Here is a 20,783-nt window from a genome sequence, read left to right on the forward strand (position 1 = left end):
CGCTGACCCACTTCGCTATCACGTATCACGGCGCTCTACCACCTTACTCTGAGCGGCGTCGTTCGTGGATCGCTTACGAGTAATCCATCGTTCGTCAAGACGGGTTCGCTGGCCGCTTACGTACCCACGCGCGTGGGAGCAGGTCGACGAGCTCGGCGCCTAACGCGGTCGTAACGGCATCCCCGACTGGCCGAAGCCGCAGTTCGAATCAACCGTTGCCCGAAAAAGCGATAGTCCACGCCGGAATAACGCTTGCTCAATCACAGGTATCACGAGAAGGTGCAAACCTCGGGCATCTACGAGATCGTGAAGGAAGGCGATGGCGAGCCTAGCTTTCGAAGCGACGTGCGTCGGGGGCGAGCGTTTGCCGCCGATCCGAAGCGGCAGAGCCGCTCATTACGAACTCGTTCCCACGGCCAAGCGCTCGCAAAGCGCAGCGAGCTAGGCAGCGGCGACTAAGCGAGTGGCGTGACGGTTTATCCGACAAGGTGTTAGCGCCGATGTAAAAATGACCCCCTCGGATCGACCCCGTTCAAGTTGGAGTGTATCTGGAACGGAAAGGTATATTCGGGCGGAGCCTTCATCTGTACTCCGTCAGGCAAGTTCATGTGCAGCAAAGGCTCTTGGTGGCCGGCCGGAACCTGCTAAACCGCCCCCGCGCCGGCAATGATGCTCGCTTCACGCTCTGTACGAGAGCGGCTCGACGGCCGGTTATTGGCGCGTGCGGCAAGTGCCCCTTTCGCACGTAGCTTCTCGACTATTTGCGTCGCGGCAAGCGGCCACCCGCCGTCGGCGGATGGTCACCACGATACGGTTCAGATTCCTCCGCTTCGAGCAGCACGGGAAGCCATGTTTCTGTACTCGCTTCGTTGATCTGCGCTGCGCATCCACCCTTTAGCTCGGCATGTGCAATGCTGCGGTAGAGGACCACGGAGGGTGGAAACCATGAACAAGGACGAGGATCAGGTGTACGCCGAGCGTCTTGCAACCATCGAGGCAAGGGTTAGAGCGACGCTCAGGTGCATTGCGGAGCAAGAGTGTCGTTTGGCGGACGGCAGAATCGCGGATCGCGAATTGGCGCAACATGTATTGGCGTCTTTCACGACGTATCTGCGCTCGCTGGAGCATTTGCGGGTTCTGACCGTGGAAATCCACGCTGATGCAGGACCTTGAATTGGGCCGAGCTTACCACTGCAATCAATCGGCATGCCATCTAGACCGATGGTACGTTTAACCTTAGCCCATGTCCCTGTTGGTCTTATCCGCGTGGCAGCCCGCTTGCGACGAGCGCCCAGGCCTCGCGTCGCCGACCTTTGAAAGTCTGCTGCATCCCCAACGCCGTAAAATCAAGTTGTGTTGCCCCGTGCCGAGCACGAACGATCATGAGGACGCGCGTGCGGTCCTTCTTCGTAGTTCTGGCGGCGCTGCTCGTCGCCGTTGGGGTGCTATTCACTGCGTTGCCGCGCGGTGCGTTGCCGGATACGCGGATCGTCAGCGTGGCCCAGATGGAACGCGCGCCTTCGACCGTGTTCGATTTTGTCACGATACCGGTTCATTGGCCCCCCTTTGCATCCATCGTCCTTGAAGGCCAGTTCAAAAAGACCGCTCCGTTCGGCTGAAGATATCCCAGCAGACGAGCGCGCAGGCCAGTTTTAAGAATGCCTCGTGAATGTCGCAGCGGCGTTCGAAGCGAGTACGAAGGCGACGGAAACCATGGAGCCACGAATGAGTTCGTTCGACGACCCAACGGAATTTCCCGAGACCGCTGCCGTGCTCGGTCCGACGCCTAGCGATAACCGGTCGGATGCCGCGCTCGCGAAGTCGGCGGCGATGGGCCTCGGAATCGTAACCACGGTCGGCGTAGATAACCTTGGGCTTACGAAACGGTCGGCCGCGCGTTTAACCCAGTTGCGCAGCGTCTGGTCCGACACGCCCAACTCCCGGGACACCACGGCAATGCCCTGGCCATCCTTCACCCGCTGGACGGCAGCCGCCTGAACTCCGCCGTGTACGATTGCTTCGGTACTTTGAACATCCCTGTTTCCTTCCTTTCCGTCGAGTTTATACACGACCAGATGGAAGGCGAAATTACATGGGAAGCTCAAACAAGGGGCGGGTCAGTCAACAATAAAAAGCTTCGCACCCGTCTTGGTGTAAGACTGATGCGGCTCTGCGTTGTCGCCAACTTGATAGCTCATCCCGGCAGTTAAAACGAACTTCCGTCCGTCTTCGAGGGTCGTTTCAAGCTCGCCTTCCATGCAAAAGAGAACATGTCCTTTCTGGCACCAATGGTCCGCGAGGTAGCCCGGGGTGTATTCCACCATCCGTACACGGATTTGATTAGGACTCTCGCCAAAAAAACGTGTGCGCCAATACGCTGCGCCTGTCTCGCCTTTGTATTCTGTCCGTTCCACTTCGGCCCAGTTTGTGGTGCCAAACGCAAACGCGTCCATTTTCATGCTGCCGCTCCCTAAAGTGATGTTGCTAAGCGATTGCTGAGAAAATTGTCAGCGATCTTTAAGGCTATGTCGAGCGTCTGAAGGTGGCCGGTGCCCGCCTCCTTGATCCGCCACGCTCAACTGGCGCGGGATGCAATGTGTCATTCAGCGGCAACGACGACTGACGCCCGTTCTTGCCTCGCTGCAATGCGCCTCGTGCACCATTGAACAATCATCGCGAGCAACGCCGCTTCGAGGAATGCCACGATGGGTCGTTGGAAGGGAAGCGCGAACGTCAGAACAAGACAAAACGCGGCGAATGAGGAACGCACTAGCACGATACCTCGCAATAGCGAAATCACGAAAGCCGGACCGTACGCGCGATGGGACGAAACGGAAAGGATGATCCCGAGCAGCGGGAAGACCGCAAGCAACCCGCTCCACGTTGGGCCGACCCAGGCCGACACCGATGTGACAGACAAAGTCAGAAGAGCCCCGGCGGTCATTCTGCCGAGCAGATCGAACCGAGAAAGAGGCGCACCGGCCGTAACGGCCGAAGTCCTCGGCAAGAACGACTGCCCACAGCAAACTGCTGTGACTGCATCGATCGAGGCCCAGAAAGGCGAGGTCGGCAGGAGCGAGAGACCGCATGCGGACAGGAACCAGACGACGAGGCCTGCAATTAACGCGATTGGCCAACTGCGCGATCGGCACGTCCAAGCATAAGCGAAATTGAACGCCTCGGACGCTAGGATTGCCGCCAGCGATAAGTTGGCCGCGCGGGCTCCGAAGGCAGGCCCGTGGGAAAGCGTTAAGAGGTACAAAATCGGCCCAGCAACAACCGGCAATCCAGCCAACCAGCCAGCGACCGACGGTCCCCACCACTTCCCTGACATCGAAACGACAAGCAGAAACAGCGGGACCAGCGTCAGCTTGAGCGCGAGCATCATGATCTCAAGGCACTTAAAGCCGCATTCTAACGTGTGGCGGGGTCGCGAAAGCAGGCGAACGCCGCGATTACCCAGACCGCTTTCGCTTGCCGACCCCGAGTTGCCTTCCGACCAGATCCGCATTGAGTGGCGGGTATCGAACAGGGAGCCGACCTTTGAATGGCGACGCGCCGCAACCGACGAATGTCCCTTCATGGCCGCGTGCCGCCCGATGCGGTCGGCCCTAGCCGACCCGAAGCGATCACCGGATCAAATCATCCCTAAAAGGCCGTTCGCGATCAATAGCGGCCGTTTCACGCATGTCCGGGGGCCGCGAATCGCTTCGGACCTGCTCCTCATTGCTCAACGCGATCGCGAGCTTCAATCGATCGAGCCCGCCTTCCCACGCCGATACCACGATCGTCGCCACGCCATTGCCCACGATATTCGTCAGCGCACGGCATTCGGACATGAAGCGATCGATGCCGAGAATCAGCACCATCGCGCTGACGGGAACGGTCGGCACGACTGACAGGCTTGCGGCGAGCGTCATGAAGCCGGCGCCCGTGACGCCCGTCGATCCCTTCGATGTCAGCATCGTGACGAACAAGAGCGTCATCTCCTGCGCGAACGACAAGTGCGTGTTGGTCGCCTGTGCGAGAAACAGCACGGCGAGCGTCATGTAGATGTTGGTGCCGTCTAGATTGAACGAGTAGCCGGTCGGCACCACGAGTCCCACGACGCCGCGCGGACAGCCGAGGCGTTCGAGCTTGTTCATCAGTTGCGGCAAGGCCGCTTCCGACGTCGATGTGCCGAGCACGATCAGCAATTCGTCGCGAATATACGCGAGGAAGCGCCAGAGACTGAACCCGCACAGACGCGCGACGATGCCGAGCACCACAGCCACGAACAGAAACGCGGTGACATAGAACGCGCCGATGAGCTTGAGCATCGGCAGCAGCGAGACGATGCCGTAGCGGCCTATAGTGAAGGCCATGGCTCCGAAGGCGCCGATCGGCGCGACACTCGTCACCATCCGCACGATGCGGAAAAACGCTTTGGACAAGGTCTCGATCGAACGCGTGACGGGCGCGGCGGGTTCACCCATCAGCGCGAGTGCCGTGCCGAACAGCATCGCGATCAGCAGCACGGGCAGGATGTCGCCCTGAACCAGCGCGCCCACGAACGTGTCAGGTATCACATGCGCGATGAATCCGGCGATGCCGTCGCCATGCGCCGCCTGAGCCGCATAGCCCGACACGGCGCGTGCATCGAGCGTCGACGGATCGACATTGAAGCCCTTGCCCGGCGCAAGCACATGCGCGGCCAGTAAGCCGATCGCGAGCGCGAGCGTGGATGCCGCTTCAAAATATAGCAGCGCCTTGCCCCCGACGCGCCCGACCTTCTTCATGTCCTGCATGCCCGCGATGCCGGTCACGACCGTGCAGAAGATCACCGGCCCGATGATCATCCGTACGAGCTTGATAAACAGGTCGCCGAGCGGCTTCAACGCGACCGCGGCTTGCGGCGCGAAATGGCCGAGCAGCACGCCCGCGACGATCGCCGTGAGCACTTGCACATAGAGAATCGTGTAGAACGGTTTGCGTTTCATGTGTCTCCTCCTTTTTCGAGGCAAAGCAATGCCCTTCCCTTCTTCGGGCGGAAGGGATTCGGACTCGTTGATACGGGAAGGGGTGCTTACATCACGTGCGCCCAAGGATGTCGCACGGAGTGCAGCCGTTCGAATGCTTCGATGGCGGCGAGAGAGTCGAGCGTCAGATCGACGGTATCCATGCCTTCCATCACCATGCGCTTGTGACGCGCGCCGATCGGATACGCGTGCCGCTCGCCCGACGCCGACGTTACCGTCTGCGCTTCGAGATCGATCGAGATCTCGGCGCCCGGCGATTCGGTCGCCTCGCGTATCAGCGCGTCGATCGCGTCGCGTTCGAGTTGCACGAGCAGCAGGCGGTTGTTCATCGCGTTCGAATAGAAGATTTCGGCGAAGCTCGGCGCGATCACCGCCTCGAAGCCGTATCGCTGCAAACCCCACACCGCATGTTCGCGGCTCGATCCGCAGCCGAAGTTCGCGCCACCAATCAGGATGCACGCGTCCCCGTAAGCGCCTTGGTTCAGCACGCAATCCGCACGCGGCGCACCGCGCTCGTCGAAGCGCAGGTCATACAACAGACCATCGGCGAGACCCGCTTTGTCGATGATGCGCAGGAACTGCTTGGGCATGATCTGATCGGTGTCGAGATTGTCGATTGGCAACGGCGCGGCGCTGCCTCGAATGGTCGTGAGTCGGGTCATGATGCGTGTACCTCCAGCGTGCGGACATCGGTGATGCAGCCGGTCATTGCCGACGCAGCCGCCATCGCCGGACTCATCAGATGCGTGCGGCCGCCGCGTCCCTGCCGGCCTTCGAAATTGCGGTTGGTGGTGGACGCACAGCGCTCTCCGGCGGCGAGCACGTCGTCGTTCATCGCGAGGCACATCGAGCAACCCGGCTCGCGCCATTCGAAGCCCGCGTCGATCAGCGTCTGCGCGATGCCTTCGCGTTCAGCCTCGCGGCGCACGCTGCCCGATCCCGGCACGACCATCGCGCGCACGCCCGCCGCGACGCGCCTGCCGCGCACGATCGCAGCCACCGTGCGCAAATCCTCGAGGCGCCCGTTGGTGCACGAGCCGATGAACACGCGGTCGATGCGCGTGCCGGCAATCGGCCGATTGGCCACGAGTCCCATGTAGTCGAGCGCGCGGCGCAGCGATGCGGCGGCTTCGGGCGTCGCTTGCGCGGCTTCGTCGGGAATCGGCTGATCGATGGCGACGGCCTGATCGGGACTCGTGCCCCACGTGACGAACGGCGCGATGTTGCGCGCATCGAAGCGATGCTCGGCGTCGAAGCGAGCATCTGCATCGGAATGCAGGTCGCGCCAGTCTTCGAGCGCGGCTTGCCATGCCGTGTCGACGAGTGAGGGCGTGTGGGCGCGCACGTAGTCGAACGTGGTCGCGTCCGGCGAGATCAGCGCGGCGCGCGCGCCAGCCTCGACGGTCATGTTGCACAAGGTCATCCGCGCCTCGGCCGACATCAATGCGATCGTCGAACCGGCGAATTCCACGGCATAACCGCGCGCGCCTTGTGCGCCGATTTTGCTGATGATCCAGATGACGAGATCCTTCGACGATGTGCCGTACGGCAGCTCGCCATCGATCGTGATGCGCATGGTGCGCGCGAGCCGGTACACGAGCGTTTGCGTCGCGAGCACGTGCTCGACTTCCGACGTGCCGATGCCGAAGCCCAACGCGCCGAGCGCGCCATACGTCGTCGTGTGGCTGTCGCCGCACAAGACGACCATGCCGGGGCGAATCAGTCCGAGCTCGGGCGCGACGATATGCTCGATCCCTTGCAGCGGATCATTCGCGGCGAAGAGCTGGATGCCGGCGCGTTCGCAGTTGCGCTTTAGGTTCTGCGCCTGCAACAGCGATGCTGCATCGCGAATCACACGGGGCGACTCCGCGTGCGTCGGAATGATGTGGCTCACGACGGCGAGTTGCTGCCGCGGACGGCGCACTGCGCGGCCGCGTGCATCGAGTGAGCTGAACGCCTGCGGGCTGGTGTATTCGTTCATCAGATGCAGATCGGCGTACAGCAGCACGTTTTGTTCGTCGATACGCATCACCGTGTGGGAATCGACGAGCTTCTGGTAAAGGGTTTGGTTGTACATCGGATTACTCGCTCAGGAAAGGCATCACGCGTTCGAGCAATTGCCCGGGCGCTTCTTCGGGGATGTAGTGGCCGCAAGGCAGCGCTTCGCCCTGCACGTCCGGCGCATACGCGCGCCAGTCGACAAGCGGATCGAAGCATTGTTCGATGACGCCCTGCGCGCCCCATAACGCCATGAACGGACAGCGGATGCGCTGATGCGAAGCGAGCGTCGCGCGGTCGTGTTCGAGGTCGATGGTCACGCTCGCGCGGTAGTCCTCGCAGATACCGTGCGCCGTGTCGGGATCGGACAGACAGCGCAGATATTCGGCATATGCTTGCGCCGTGAACGGCGCGAGGCCCGCACTGCGCGCGCCGATGGTCTGCTTGAGGTAGAGATCGGGGTCCGCGCGAATCAGTGTCTCGGGAAACGGCGTGGGACGCACGAGCATGAACCAGTGCCAGTAGGCGCGCGCGAAGTCGAACGAGGTTTGTTCATACATCGCGAGCGTCGGCGCGACATCGAGCGTCACGAGGCGCGTCACGACATCCGGATGATCGAGCGCCATGCGCGCCGCGACGCGCCCGCCGCGATCGTGGCCGATCACCGCGAAGGTCTCATGACCGAGCGCGCGCATCAGTTCGACCTGATCGAGCGCCATGCGGCGCTTTGCGTAGTTCGCGTGACCGGCGGCGCCTGGCGGCTTGCCGCTGTCGCCATAGCCGCGCAAGTCTGCCGCGACCACCGAGAAATTCTCCGCCAGCGACGGCGCGACCTTGTGCCAGATCGCGTGCGTCTGCGGATGCCCGTGCAAGAGCAAAAGCGCGGGGCCGCGCCCGCCCTGGATTGCGTGTATGCGTATGCCGTCGACGGTGGTCGATACGTCGCTGAAGTCGCCGAACATGATTGCCTCCTGAGCGTGAGACGAGTGTAATTGATGAATCGCGGTATTTGGTTTCCTGATACACATTCCGGTCGTAACTTCAAGGAACGAATCACGACACTCTCTCGGAGCATCAAGATGGATGGTTTCTCGGACCTGGATCTGTTCGCGCTCGTGGCGCGGCACCGAAATCTGGCGGCTGCGGCGCGCGAGTTGGGGGTAACGCCGCCCGCGGTCAGCAAGCGGCTTGCGCTACTTGAACGGCGCCTCGGCGTGCGCCTGATGAACCGCACGACGCGGCGTCTGAGCCTCACGCCCGAAGGCGAGCTTTACCTGTCGAACGGCTCGCGCATCTTGGACGAGCTGTCGGAACTAGAGCATCTCGTCATGCAAAGCCGCGGCGAACCGACGGGCTTGCTGCGCGTGAATGCGTCGTTCGGATTCGGCCGGGCGCGCATTGCCCCGGCGGTGTCGGAGTTCGTCGCGCGCTACCCCGCAATGAAAATCCTGCTGCATCTGACGGAGCGGCCTATGAATCTGCAGGACGAGGGCTTCGATCTCGGCATTCGCTTCGGCACGGTGCCGGATGCGCGCATCAACGCGCGACTGCTGCTCGAGAACAGGCGCGTGGTCTGCGCATCGCCCGATTACGTGGCGCGGCACGGCGCGCCTTCGGTGCCGCACGATCTGACGGGGCATGCGTGCATCGTTTTGCGCGAGAACGAGTCGGCATACGGCACATGGCATTTCGCTCGCGGCAAGCGAACGGAGACGGTCAAAGTCGACGGCGCGTTGGCCAGCAACGACGGCAGCGTCGTGCTTCATTGGGCGCTCGAAGGCCGAGGGATCGTGGTGCGCTCGCAGTGGGAGATCGAAGGCCATCTCGCGCGCGGTGAACTCGTGCCACTGCTTTCGGACTGGGCCTTGCCGGATGCCAATATCCATGCGATTTATCTGGAGCGCAACCAGCTTTCGGTCAAGCTCAGGACATTCGTCGACTTTCTCGGCGAGCATCTGCCTAAACAGGGAGGAACGGCGTAACGCCATCTTTGTAGGCAGCTAACGGCGCTCACACGTGGCGAATTGAAACCTTGGGGCCGCTTTCGAAGGTCGATGGGACATTCGAACGGCGCCTTAGGGCTGCCATCGAATGGCGCTTCATGGCCGCGTGCTGCCCAATGCGGTCGGCCCGAGCCGACCCACTTCAGCCATCCACTCGCAACCGCATTGACGGGCCGCTTCCGGAAGACGTTCGGCCATTCGTGAGGGGTGGCTGAGCGCTAGAAATAGTCCGTCGTGCGCACGTCTTCTTGCTTTGAGATCGGTCCGGACATGGGCAACGAAATACTGACCGTCGTGCCCGTCCCGGGCCCGTCGCTGAAGGCTTCGATCTTGCCGCCATGCGCTTCTATCAGTTGCCTGGAAATCGCCAACCCTAACCCTACGCCGCCACGGAGGCGGCTGCGGTCCTTGGATCCTTCCTGAGCAAAGCGCTCAAATACGTGCGGGAGCATGGCCGGTTCTATCCCGATGCCGGTGTCCCGAACCTCAATCGTGGCCGAATCCACACTACGGACAAGATTTGCGGTCACCGTGCCGCCGGGGTTCGAAAATTTGACGGCGTTCTGCAGCACGTTTGCCAAGACTTGTCGGAGGCGGTGCTCATCGGCCACCACGACGCAGTCCTCCGCCGCTCCCAGACAGACTTCGACTCCGCCCTTTGACGCGACGATTGCCGAATCCGATACGGTCGAGGCTACAAGTTCAGCTAGTTGAACGTTTTCCATCGCCAAGCGCACCTTGCCACTGGCCACCGCTGATGCGTCCAAGAGGTCGTTCACCAGGCGCGCCTGCGCTTTGGCACTGTCTTCGATCCTCCGAAGCGCATTGCCGGTCGTCGAAGCAGTTGTCGCCGAGGTGCGCTTGAGCACCTCAACCCATGACAAGACCGCATTGACAGGACTGCGCAGTTCGTGACTCACGGCGGCGATAAATGCGTCTATGACCACGCTCTTCTTTTCAGCGAGTGCGAGGGCCTTGCTTCGATCTTCGAGCATGACTTCGGCAAGCTGTTCTAAGGCTTTTCGCTCGGTGATATCGGCAAACGTTATCGCAACGCCATCAAAAAGTTTGACGCTGTTGATGCGAAGCCAGGCCGACATGCCGTCGCCCACGTATTCCTGCTCGATGGTGGCAGGCCCATCGCCCATGCATACGCGAGCATGAACTGCGAACAACCCGTTCATCGATGCAGTGGGGAATCGCGTCAGAAACCGCTGCCCAATGACGTCGCTCTCGGTCGCGCCGAGAAACCGCAGTGCAGCTGGGTTGGCGTATTCAAAGATGAAGTCCGTGATCGTCGCCCCGGTCCGAAGAGCTTTCAGTATCAGGAACGGATCGATCGCGACCTCTTGCGCTGCCCTGAAACGTTGCTCGCTGGCGATCAATTCGCCGGTGGTCACGGAAAGCTGGCGCGAATTCTCCTCCTCCCGGACTCGCGCTTCCTTACGCGTCTGAAGCAGTGCTGCGATGAGAGCGATGCCGAGCACCGCTAGAACCGCGATGAAGATCTCCAGAACGAAATCGCGTTGATTGAAATCTGTCGCCGCTCGGCTCACGCAGTTGGGCGCAAACACGGCCGCAGCCATCGCCGTATAGTGCAAACCGGAAACGGCTACGCCCATCAGGCACGCAGCGGCAGCTTGCTTGGCGATTTGCGCTTTTTCGAGGGCTCGCAGACCTATTACTATGCGTAGCGCGGCATATGACGCGCCGATACCAATCAGCACCGACAGCACGGTACGCGGGAGCATATATGCGATCGCCGGCGTCATTTGCATGGCCGACATGCCGGCGTAATGCATCACCGCGATTCCAGCGCCCATCAGCAACGATCCGAGCAAAACCGCACTCTGAGCCGGCCTGGGCGTCATTACGAAGGTTAGTCCCAGCCAACAAACGAGCACCGCAGCGGCCCAGGAGGATAGGGTCGTTGCGAAATCAAAACCGATGGGCACGGGCAGGCTAAAAGCCAACATGCCGACGAAATGCATCGACCATATTCCGGTCCCGAGCACCAGCGCGGTCGCGGCCACCCATACCGAGTTCGCGCCCCGATTCTGGAACCGAGCGCCGACCATTAGCAAGGCGACGAAAGATAGTGCGGTCGCCAAGAGAATGGACAGACCGACTAAAGGAAGGCTGAAGGAACCAGACATTGCGGAGCGCAGTGCGCAGAAAGAACTTGCATAGGCGAGGATTCTAATGACAAGAACCAGCGACTACAGGACGAGGAAGCTGTTAATTTCCCCCCGGAAGCCAAGGGATGGTAATTTTTCCCGAGGGTGCCGGCGCTCAAACACTTGCTTGTGGGTCAGTGGCGACTGCCATGGACCCAAGCGCGCTCCATCGATGAATGTCGCTGGTCTGGGGTAGTGCAGCCAATAGACGGGCAATTGTGACGTTCTGCAGCGCGAGAACATCCGACGCTCAGTCAGGTATGGCGTCGTCGACGAAGCGCGTGTGCAACGGGAGAAATCGACGTCAAACAGCGTGATGCCCAGCTCACGCCGCCGCCTCGAGGGCTATGACGCAGTGAGCACACGGTTAGCCATCGCAAAAATCGTCGCCGGTAAAAAGCTGGGCTATTCGAAGCATATCGACTGGCTTCGTGAAATGCGCGTCAAAGCCGGAATCGAGCGCCTTTTGCACGTCCTCGGGTTGGGCGTAGCCACTGACCGCAACCAGTCTCATCTTCTCAGGGGTTGTCTGACGAAGTGTCTTCGCGACCTCATATCCGTCGATATCTGGAAGCCCGATGTCGCACAGCACCACATCAAGCTGCGTGGCTTTCGCCAGTGAGAGCGCGCTGCGCCCGTCGTAACGTACCTCAACCGTATGCCCTAACATCTCGACAATCGCCGCCAGCGAATCGGCGGAGTCGACATTGTCATCAACAACGAGTACGCGGCATGAGCGGGTGTTTCCTTCGTTCCTGGATGCAGCAAATTCGGACGTCGCATATCCAGCAGTCTGAGCCAGCGGAAGCTCTATGATGAACTCCGCGCCAGCGCCGAGGGAGCTAATCGCCCCGACCTTGCCGCCGTGGAGCTCGATCACGCTCTTCACAAGGGCAAGTCCGAGGCCGAGTCCGCCCTCTGTGCGAGCCAGACCTTGCGTCGACTGCGTGAATGGGTCGAAGATGATCGGCAGTAGGTCGGGCGCGATGCCAATTCCGTTATCGGTGACATGAATAAGCGCGCGTTCCGCACAGTGGCGGGCCGTCACTGTTATCTGACCACCAGCCGGCGTGAACTTCACCGCGTTCCCGAGCAAGTTACCAATCGCCTGCGCGAGCCTTGTCTCATCACCTTCGACGACAAGGGTTTCGTCATCGACGGCGACTAAAAGTTCGAGGCCACGCCCCTGGGCCAGGGTGCGGTAATCCTCCGCCGTGCGCCTGACCAATGCGGCCAAGTCGACGTTCTTACGCTGCAGTTCGATCTTGCCTTGCGCAATCCGCGTGACGTCGAGGAGGTCGTCCACCAGCTTAGTCAGATGCGTGACCTGTCGACAAATCACTTCTCTGGCGTTGCGCGCCTCCTGTCCTGAAGGGTCGACCCGGTCAAGGATAAAGAGAGAGTTCTGAATCGGCGCGAGCGGGTTCCGCAATTCATGCGAAAGCATCGCGAGAAATTCATCTTTCCGGCGGCTTGCGTCGAGCAGGGCTTCTTCTGCCCGCTTACGCTCGGTCACATCGCGGGTTGTACCGGCTACGGCTTCGACCTCGCCATCACGGCCCAGCACAGGTACAAAAATATAGTCGTAAATGCGTCGGCCAAATGCTCCTTCGAACGGCACCTCGCCGCGGACAGGTTGTTTCGTAGCTATAACCTGCTCGATCTCGCGGTCGTGCATCTCCGCATGCCAGGGCTCGTAACCCAACTCCAGGCAGTTCTTGCCGATCGCCTCTTCCCATGTGCGATTCCACATTTCGAGCAAGACTTTATTGGCATAAGTGAACCGGTGGTTCAGGTCGAATACATACGCCAAGTCGGGAGAGTTATCGAGGAAAGTTTCATAAAGTCGGCGGCGCCGCTCAGAGTCATCGGCCAAGTCGGCGAGTTCTACCTCTTTGCGTTTCAACTGCGCCGCGTTCTCGTACTCACGCGTGACATCGCGCAAGAGGACCGTAATGCCATCGTCGTGGGCGAATGAGCGAGCCTCAAACCACTTGCCGAGCGGCGCGTAGAAGTCCGTGTGCTGACTAGGGCGTCCAGTTGCCGCCGTCTGCTGATAAGCGCGATAGTAGCCGGAGTCCACAAGGTCCGGATAGCATTGCCAAATGTCGCGCCCGAGCAGGTTTCGCCGGTCCTGCTGCAAATATCGTTCAGCTGTATGGTTAAGATAGGTGAAGCGCCACGCCCGATCTATCGACATGAATCCGTCGCTCAGGCTATCCAGCATGTCACCGAGGTGAGCTGGTCGAGGCTGTTGGGCGCCGGCATCTCTCAGGTGGGTAGGACGGGGGTCAATCTGTGGTTCCATTTATCGCATTTCCGCTTGCATTCGCCAGCGCTTTCCGCGTCGCGACGCAGCCGCGCTCCGCGGTGGCTTCGGGGGGTGTGATGCTGTTCCTGATAGTCCCCGAAGTCCCGCATTATGCGGCTTACTACGTCGCCGTGCAGTGCCTTCCCTGTTCCCTCACGATACAAGAGGGACAGATCACCGGGCAGCGCGCTTTTGTCCGCCTGCGTGCAGTCGGCTATGGCGCAGCGATTACACTCTCAATCGCGTGGTTAAGCTGCACGACATCGACAGGCTTCGTGAAGTGAAAGTCAAATCCGGCGTCTGCTGTGTGCGCCCGGTCCTGAGGCTGCCCCCACCCAGTGATGGCAACAAGCGTGACGTCCGTTGTCGCGGGTGTCGCCCTAATCCGCCGAGCAACATCGATGCCGTTCATGCCGGGCAATCCGAGGTCGAGAAGGACCACATCTGGGCTGTAGTAACTGAGGACGTCGATCGCCTCCTCGCCGGAATAGACCGTCCGCACGTCGTGTCCCTCCAATTCCAGAAGGGCAGTGAGCGCGTCAGCCGCATCGACGTTGTCATCAACGACGAGGAGGCGATGCTTCTCGATCTCGGCTGGACTGACGGGCAACTCACGCAGCGGGGCTGGCGGCGGCACAACCCGGCACTCCGCTGGAAGATGAACCGAAAAGCAGCTTCCGAGATCTTTTCCGTCGCTTGATGCGGTGAGCCTGCCGCCATGCAACTCAACGAGAGATTTCGACAACGCGAGTCCGATGCCAAGGCCGCCCTGTCGGTGATGATCGGGGTTCACTTGGGAGAACATGGAAAAGATGGCCGACAATCTATCGGGTTCGATGCCGATACCGTTATCCGCAACCGACACAATCAACTCCGCGTTGTCTGCTCTCGCCATCAGTTCGATGCGCCCGCCCGTAGGCGTATATTTCGCAGCGTTCGTTAGCAGGTTGGCCAATACCTGTGCGATTCGCAAGCGATCCGCCTGGATGTGAATCGGCCGCGACGGAAGTTTCACGACAAGCTCGTGATGCTTGCCCTCAAACATCGGTCTTGCGGTGTCGACCGCATCCTCAACAACGTCTTTGAGTGCAACGGCCTCTTTACGAAGCGTCAACGCCCCACGTGTGATGCGCGACACATCGAGCAGGTCGTCCAGTAAAAGCGCCATCGCCGCCGACTGTCGGCGCAGCACGGTGATGCACCACTTGCGGCGCTCGTCCGTCAACTGCGGCTGCTCCAGTATCTCCGCGACCTGTCGGATCGGGGCCAACGGGTTGCGCAACTCGTGGGCAAGTGTCGCAAGAAACTCGTCCTTGCGCCGGTCCGCTTCAGAAAGCGCTTTCTCGGCTCGCACCCGCGGAGTCACATCTCCGAACCATGCCACGACCGAACCGTCGAGCGAGGCAGCGACGACATGAAACCACTGCTCGCCGTGCTCGCCTCGAACTCGTACGTCAAAGGCGTCTCGCCCTTCGCCTTCCGCCAATGGCGCAAGTCGCTCAAGAAGGACACTCGCATCCCACCCGTGCGGGCGCACGAAGGAAGTCGAACTGCCGATTACAACCGTTGTGGCTTGGTCAAACAACTCCGCGGCCGCCTCGTTCATATAGTCCCATCGCAGCCCTGAAATTTTGCCGCCGACCACGACTGGCGTGAGGATGAAGAACGGTACGCCCGCGCTGTTCAACGCTACGTCGAAACGGTGACGCGCGTCGCGCTCCATACGCAACAGTCGCTGCGCTGCGTCCTGCGAAGTGGATTCCGCCGTTCCTGCGCGTCTTGCCACCTTGACCAATTGGTGGCCGGCGGCCACTAGTATTACGCCGACGACCACGTAAGCCAGGAGGACGATCTGATCGGAGAGCTCAGGAACCGTCAAACTTCCGATCGGTGGCATCCACAGTGCGCCATAAGCTAGCCCAGCCGCCAGAAGCAATGCGCCACACCAAGCGCCGAAGAGCACCGTAATCAAGGGAAGCGATGCGCTGATCAAAATGAAAGTCAACCGCCCGTGGGCAAGCATCGTCAACGCCTGTTGAGCAGCTAGCACGGCGGCTATCGACGCACTTCCGGTCAAGAGGCGCATTCCGAGCGAGTACTGTGCGATTCGAACAATCATGATAGGGACCTATTCTTCTCGTTGTACTTTTGCCCGCACGATACGTTCCTCGCGTTTTGCAAATACGAATCGCTAGCAGCGCCTGTCCGCACTGGCGACGAGTCGACGGGAGGTAAGTGCAATCAGGAGGCGTTGCCAAGCACCGGAAGGTTCCGCGCTGCGCTGCGTCCCGGTAATGCATAGTCGGCCACAGCAATCGTTCGGCGTAGATGCGCATCCAGTCCTGACAGTGGAAGGTCAAGCGCAGTGCGGCCTTACAAACTAGGCATCGGCGCGGCACGTAGCGGTTCCACGTCCACGCGCATGCATGGCCACCAGCTATGCGGTGGCACTCGTTACCCGCTATTTTAAGTGGGAGACTGTGTCCGGTGATTCAGGGGCCGTTCCAAAGTCCGCGTTTGCGTCGATATGCAAGTTAGCAACCAACTCCAGCTGCGTTATGGTGAGCGCCTGTCTCAGCGCTTCTTCCTCGGCGGACCGAGATCTCGCTGCGGAGTTGCACGTCAATGCGGCGCAAAGCACAACGGCAAACAGAAAAGTCGCCGTACCAAGCAAGCGCCTTCTCTTGAGCCGCTAAGCCGCTGCAGGAACCGTCGGACGTCTCTTACCATTGCCACTTCGTCGAACACCTGTGTTTGTATTGTCGCGGGGCTGCGATGGCTGTTTTCGTGAGTCAATGTGCAAGACCGTTGCTTCGGCTGAACATGGATCGGGCTGCCCCAACGCCGAAGACCTACGGAACGAGGGCCATCCCGCCTTACCAGATATCGGCTGGTTGTCGCATTAGCTGAATACCGGAGACGGCGGTTCTTTGGCTCAACTGCGCGACGTTAGGGAAGAATTGCCTATCGTGCACGCGCAATTCGGTAAAACAGGGTTTTCATGGATGCGGTGCGTTGTTCCTTCCGACGATACTCATTGCACAGACTATTCGCCGGAGCAAACGATGTCGCAGGCCTTTCTTACCCAACAGCAGATCTTCGACCGAAGCATCAGTCATCTCTTGAACCAAGGCAGTGCAGCGCTCCTGGCGCGCGGCGGCGGTGCTTATCGCGGCAAATGCGGCGGCTGCCCTGTCGGCGCACTGGTGCGTCCGAACGACTACCGCACCGCTATGGAAGGCGTGCCCGTCCGCTTTATCCTGGCCGAACAAACGAGTGTTCCGCGCTACATGGACGCGGGCGTCGCCGCGCTCAAGCGCGCGCTGTTGCGAGCAAAGATCAACGTCTTCTCCCAGGAAACGGTCGACCTTCTGAGTTGCCTTCAGAATGTGCACGATGTCTTCGGCGTCTGGGAATGGCACGACCGCCTTCGCTCCATTGCGAGGCAGTTTGGGTTGTCGACGCAACGCCTCCAGCAAACTGCTTGACCGTGTGGAGCGGAAGTGACATGAGAAGTGCGGAAGAGATCTTCGTTACGGTGCGCTCTCACCTACTTTCGCAGCGCGCCATTTCAGAGGACGATGCCGGAAGTTGCCGCCTGCACGGGCGCGACGGCCGCCGATGCGCGATCGGCGTACTCATCGACGAAAACCATTACAGCGAAGGGCTGGAGGGTCTGGGGATCAGCTACTACAAGGTCGGACAGGAAGGTCCGCTCCTACAGGCGCTGGCCAAGTCGGGCGTGAGCGCTTACGAACCGCGAGTCGCGGCGCTGCTGCAGGACCTCGAAGACCTGCATGATGCTGCAGAAGTCCAAAGGTGGGAGGCACAACTCGACGAGATCGCTCGACGACATTCTCTCGAGAATAGGCTCCACGAGCTTGTCTAGGATCCATGGTTGACGCTACCAGAGGTCAGTACCACGATGCCTCGTCATCGTCGATAGCCGGCCCATTTTCAACCGCCCGCCGACACCCCTAAACCGAGCACCACGGTGACGCCGATGGTTTCCCGCGGACGCTCGCCTTCCCGGATCGATCGCGTCGCCTACCTCTCGCAACAGCGACGCTTATCGCTAAAATGGCGAGCCGTCTCTCACTGTCCGGAGGTGGCGACGATATGCCACTTCGACACCTATCCTTGATTACCGGCGGCCCAGCGGAAACCATCGCGCGCTCGCATTTCTCCCGAACGCGGAAAGCCTTTCTGCTCGCCCTGATATTCACCGGACTCGCCCCCGCAGTCTTTTTAGCGCTATACGGCTCGGTAGACTGGCACGATCGGCTGGCAGCTGCCCAGGACGCAACACAACGCTCAACATACATCGCAGAAGAACACGCCCAGAAGATTTTCGACATCGACACCGCACTCGCGGACCGAGTTCTGGATGACTTCGAGGGCGACGGCGTGGCTGTCTCTGCCGGCCGAGCATTGTACGACCGGCTGGAGCGGCTCGTGCATGGATATGCTCAGGTTGACGCGTTGTCAGTGTTTTACGCCGATGGCAGCCTTACAGAAACCAGCCTGCGCTATCCGGCGCCTCGTATCAACATCGCCGACAGGGCCGACTTTCGAGACGCAAAGGCACGCCCCGCCGAACTTTACATCTCAGGACCCACGGTAGGACGGGTGACGGGCAACGCGACGTTCAACGTCATGAAGGGACACGTCGACACAGACGGCAAGTTTGGCGGGCTGGTCTCAATCGCGATGTCACCGATCTATTTTGAGAACTTCTATCGTCGTGTAGTCGACGCGGATCCCATCACGATCGGCATGGTCCGCGGGGATGGCGCTGTGTTGGCCTGGTATCCGTTCGAATCGGACCGTCCCAAACGCATCTCGACGACCACACCGTTCTTCGCTTTATTGACTAGCGGGCGCGAAGCCGGGCTCGTAACGATGAAGTCTAGCGTTGATCGAGAAGAAAAGATTTTGGCGTTTCGAAAGGTGGGCAACTACAACGCCTACGTGACGGCAGGAATCCCCATTCGCGTGATACGGTCCGCGTGGCTCGCTCGCTTCTCTGTCGTGGCCATAGCGACTACTGTTCCGTGCTTAGCGCTCTTCATCCTCATTCTCTTTTCTCTCAGAAGACTGAACCACGAAGCGCGGCTCTGGCTGCACGCGGAAGAAGAGACCTCAAAGCGTACCGCCGTGGAAGCGACCGCCAAAGAAAATCAGCGCGTCGAGGCAGTCGGCAATATGGTTGCGTTGGTGGCGCACGACTTCAACAATCTATTGATGGCTATCCTTGGATTCACCCAAGCTGCATCGCGGCAGACCTCCCAGCAGCGTAAGCAGTCACTGGAAGGCATTCTGACAGTTGTGCAGCGCGGCCAGAACCTCACCCGACGACTGCTATCGGTGAGCAAGAAGCAGCCGCTACGGCCGCAGTCCATCAGTTTGGTCGAGTGGAGCAAGCAAATGGGTTTGCTTCCGTCAGCCGTTGGCGAAGGCGTGGTCATCGAAACTTCCGCGACGGACGGCTTGTGGGACATCCGGGTTGATCTGGCTGAATTCGAGCTCGCTCTTCTCAACGTCGCGATCAACGGCCGGGACGCCATGAACGGACGAGGCCGACTCACGATCGCATTCTCGAACTTCGAGGCGGTACCCGGTAACCGCGATCTGGCGCCTGGAGAATATGTCAGGATAGAGATCACGGATACCGGGGTGGGCATTGACCGGGAGACGGCCAAGCACGCATTCGAACCCTTCTTTTCGACCAAGCCACCCGGGCAGGGTACCGGGCTGGGTCTGTCTCAAGTCCGATCCTTTTGCGAACTTGCGGGCGGTCATTGCAGTATCGCGACGGCGGCGCCAAGCGGTACGGTGGTGACCCTGTTTATTCCACGAGGGACGATATCAAGCGTCGATCCGATTGCGCTAAGCGCGTTCCAAGCGCCGATTACGAAGCCCGGAGCCGTGCGAATGCTTCTGGTGGAGGACGATGAACTAGTCGCGGAAGCACAGGCAGCGATGTTCTCTGCGTTCGGGTATGACGTGACTCGCTGCCCGAGCGCAGACGACGCGCATGTTCGCCTGCAACCTCCCCATGCATTCCACGTTGTTATTTCCGACGTTCAGATGCCGGGCAACATGACGGGCATTGAGCTAGCGGAGTATCTGCACGATACGCAGCCCGATCTCCCGCTGCTCATGGTGACAGGCTTCGTAGACCAGGCGGAACGTCTGCGAAGGCTAGGGGTGACGGCTTTTCTCAAGCCGCTGACTGACGTCAATGCGGTAGATGAGTGGATTCAGCGAAGAGTCGGCTCTTATAGACGCGGGGTCACCGGCGAGACACGTGAAGGATCCGCGGGCGCGAACTGACGCCGCATGTGTTATTCATATCGCTAGAACGACGAATCGCTGCTGGTTTGCCCTGGCGTCTCGGGACGGGAGACGTTACGGCCGTTGAGCGGCGTGAAGCTGCCAATCGAGTGACAGGATGACGGCACCATCGGAAGTCCGAAATTGGCCGGTTGCCGAAGATGGTAGTTCGAGCGCCCTGCATTCGCGCCGACCACGCCACCTAGCTTCGTACTCGACCCACCTCGGCCGTTCGGCCCTGGGCACGCCGAGCGTCTGTTGATGAAGTGCAACGGCCAGTCAACGCGCGGTTCTCGCCGACGTGCGATGTCCTCGGTGCCGTCGACGGACGCGGCTTCGCGGCATCGACGGAAGGCTATCTGGGCACCATCGAAGCAATTCTTTGGCGGTTCACGGACTGCGCGGGCAGCGGCGCGAACGAAACGCGCGTGGTCGGCGAACTCAATGCACTTATCGCCAATCTCGCCGCCGATTTCGCCGGACTGGGCCACCAATTCGCGGTTGATCTTGGCGATATCGAACCTTCCCCGTTTCGCCCGATCGGCATGATGCGGATGCTCATCAACCTGATGCAGAACGCGGTGCTCTACTGCGTCGTCGGGCTGGAAGTGCGGAAGCGCCAGAACGCGAGCCGAACACGGCATGCGTCGTAATCGTGGATCGCAGCAAAGGCTCGACGATCAGGATCTCGAAGTGCTCAAGCACCCGTTCAAGCGCGGCGGCGGCGACGTTCTGCCGCTGGCGACTAGCGTTATTCGGGATCGGCTATCGCCTGTTTGTTATCGCCCTGGTTCGCCGTCTGCGCCTGATCCTCGGCAACCGTCGATTCGCGCGCGAGCGGCGCGATGGCGTGCAACGGGACCATCGGCTGGGTGCGCGCGTTGACGCCGGCCGGACTCGGCTCGTTGTCGTGAATCAACGCGCGAATACGCGGATAAAT

The 20,783-nt window shown here is 60.5% G+C and carries 16 protein-coding genes and 3 pseudogenes; 7 read left to right on the plus strand and 12 right to left on the minus strand.

Annotated elements, in window-relative coordinates; genetic code table 11:
- The first annotated feature begins 945 nt into the window (after positions 1 to 945).
- On the plus strand, positions 946 to 1,173 hold the full coding sequence (locus tag NCR34_RS24125) for a hypothetical protein (protein ID WP_248324073.1): 228 nt from the start codon (positions 946 to 948) through the stop codon (positions 1,171 to 1,173).
- Positions 1,174 to 1,382: 209 nt separating this feature from the next.
- Positions 1,383 to 1,619 carry a hypothetical protein gene (locus NCR34_RS24130; protein WP_248324072.1) on the plus strand — a complete coding sequence of 79 codons (237 nt, stop codon included), beginning with the start codon at positions 1,383 to 1,385 and terminating at the stop codon, positions 1,617 to 1,619.
- On the opposite strand, the pseudogene NCR34_RS24135 reads toward NCR34_RS24130, so the two are convergent.
- From NCR34_RS24135 to NCR34_RS24170, 8 genes and pseudogenes are all read right to left on the minus strand, one after another.
- A pseudogene (locus tag NCR34_RS24135) lies at positions 1,594 to 1,896 on the minus strand (transposase); the annotation flags it as partial. The gene NCR34_RS24130 and the pseudogene NCR34_RS24135 overlap by 26 nt on opposite strands.
- A pseudogene (locus NCR34_RS24140) lies at positions 1,890 to 2,035 on the minus strand (transposase); the annotation flags it as partial. The pseudogenes NCR34_RS24140 and NCR34_RS24135, both read right to left, overlap by 7 nt.
- 82 nt (positions 2,036 to 2,117) lie before the next feature.
- Positions 2,118 to 2,459 carry a DHCW motif cupin fold protein gene (locus NCR34_RS24145; RefSeq protein WP_248324071.1) on the minus strand — a complete coding sequence of 114 codons (342 nt, stop codon included), beginning with the start codon at positions 2,457 to 2,459 and terminating at the stop codon, positions 2,118 to 2,120.
- A 140-nt stretch (positions 2,460 to 2,599) separates the two neighbouring features.
- A complete protein-coding gene (locus tag NCR34_RS24150) occupies positions 2,600 to 3,385 on the minus strand; it encodes a hypothetical protein (protein ID WP_248324241.1) in 786 nt (261 codons plus the stop codon).
- A gap of 244 nt (positions 3,386 to 3,629) precedes the next feature.
- Positions 3,630 to 4,979: a dicarboxylate/amino acid:cation symporter gene (locus NCR34_RS24155; protein WP_248324070.1), complete on the minus strand. Its 1,350-nt coding sequence runs from the start codon at positions 4,977 to 4,979 to the stop codon at positions 3,630 to 3,632.
- A gap of 86 nt (positions 4,980 to 5,065) precedes the next feature.
- A complete protein-coding gene (gene leuD, locus NCR34_RS24160) occupies positions 5,066 to 5,680 on the minus strand; it encodes a 3-isopropylmalate dehydratase small subunit (protein ID WP_248324069.1) in 615 nt (204 codons plus the stop codon).
- Positions 5,677 to 7,095 carry a 3-isopropylmalate dehydratase large subunit gene (leuC, locus tag NCR34_RS24165; protein ID WP_248324068.1) on the minus strand — a complete coding sequence of 473 codons (1,419 nt, stop codon included), beginning with the start codon at positions 7,093 to 7,095 and terminating at the stop codon, positions 5,677 to 5,679. The genes leuD and leuC overlap by 4 nt, the downstream gene beginning before the upstream one ends.
- A 4-nt stretch (positions 7,096 to 7,099) precedes the next feature.
- Positions 7,100 to 7,978 (minus strand): alpha/beta fold hydrolase, encoded by an 879-nt coding sequence (locus NCR34_RS24170; RefSeq protein ID WP_248324067.1) that lies wholly within the window; start codon positions 7,976 to 7,978, stop codon positions 7,100 to 7,102.
- Positions 7,979 to 8,095: 117 nt separating this feature from the next.
- Between NCR34_RS24170 and NCR34_RS24175 the strand changes: the two genes are divergently transcribed.
- Positions 8,096 to 8,998: a LysR family transcriptional regulator gene (locus NCR34_RS24175; protein ID WP_248324066.1), complete on the plus strand. Its 903-nt coding sequence runs from the start codon at positions 8,096 to 8,098 to the stop codon at positions 8,996 to 8,998.
- Positions 8,999 to 9,237: 239 nt separating this feature from the next.
- Here NCR34_RS24175 and NCR34_RS24180 read toward each other — a convergent pair whose 3' ends face one another.
- The 3 genes from NCR34_RS24180 to NCR34_RS24190 all read right to left on the minus strand — a co-directional run bounded on the left by NCR34_RS24180 (position 9,238) and on the right by NCR34_RS24190 (position 15,626).
- Positions 9,238 to 11,175 carry an MHYT domain-containing protein gene (locus NCR34_RS24180; RefSeq protein WP_250501210.1) on the minus strand — a complete coding sequence of 646 codons (1,938 nt, stop codon included), beginning with the start codon at positions 11,173 to 11,175 and terminating at the stop codon, positions 9,238 to 9,240.
- A gap of 388 nt (positions 11,176 to 11,563) precedes the next feature.
- Entirely contained in the window at positions 11,564 to 13,504 is a 1,941-nt protein-coding gene (locus tag NCR34_RS24185) for an ATP-binding protein (protein WP_250501211.1), read from the minus strand.
- Positions 13,505 to 13,721: 217 nt separating this feature from the next.
- A complete protein-coding gene (locus NCR34_RS24190) occupies positions 13,722 to 15,626 on the minus strand; it encodes a hybrid sensor histidine kinase/response regulator (protein WP_248324063.1) in 1,905 nt (634 codons plus the stop codon).
- Positions 15,627 to 16,572: 946 nt separating this feature from the next.
- Here NCR34_RS24190 and NCR34_RS24195 point away from each other — a divergent pair.
- From NCR34_RS24195 to NCR34_RS24210, 4 genes are all read left to right on the plus strand, one after another.
- Positions 16,573 to 16,995 carry a hypothetical protein gene (locus NCR34_RS24195; protein WP_250501213.1) on the plus strand — a complete coding sequence of 141 codons (423 nt, stop codon included), beginning with the start codon at positions 16,573 to 16,575 and terminating at the stop codon, positions 16,993 to 16,995.
- A 20-nt stretch (positions 16,996 to 17,015) separates the two neighbouring features.
- On the plus strand, positions 17,016 to 17,396 hold the full coding sequence (locus NCR34_RS24200; RefSeq protein WP_248324062.1) for a hypothetical protein: 381 nt from the start codon (positions 17,016 to 17,018) through the stop codon (positions 17,394 to 17,396).
- A gap of 251 nt (positions 17,397 to 17,647) precedes the next feature.
- The gene (locus NCR34_RS24205; RefSeq protein ID WP_248324061.1) at positions 17,648 to 19,843 is read left to right on the plus strand and encodes a hybrid sensor histidine kinase/response regulator family protein; all 2,196 of its coding nucleotides are present in this window, start codon (positions 17,648 to 17,650) and stop codon (positions 19,841 to 19,843) included.
- 428 nt (positions 19,844 to 20,271) lie between these two features.
- The gene (locus tag NCR34_RS24210) at positions 20,272 to 20,496 is read left to right on the plus strand and encodes a hypothetical protein (RefSeq protein WP_250501212.1); all 225 of its coding nucleotides are present in this window, start codon (positions 20,272 to 20,274) and stop codon (positions 20,494 to 20,496) included.
- A gap of 98 nt (positions 20,497 to 20,594) precedes the next feature.
- On the opposite strand, the pseudogene NCR34_RS24215 reads toward NCR34_RS24210, so the two are convergent.
- Positions 20,595 to 20,783 (minus strand): annotated as a pseudogene (locus tag NCR34_RS24215) (polyhydroxyalkanoate depolymerase); the annotation flags it as partial.

The sequence above is a fragment of the Caballeronia sp. GAWG1-5s-s genome (assembly GCF_023631445.1).
Lineage (GTDB): Bacteria > Pseudomonadota > Gammaproteobacteria > Burkholderiales > Burkholderiaceae > Caballeronia.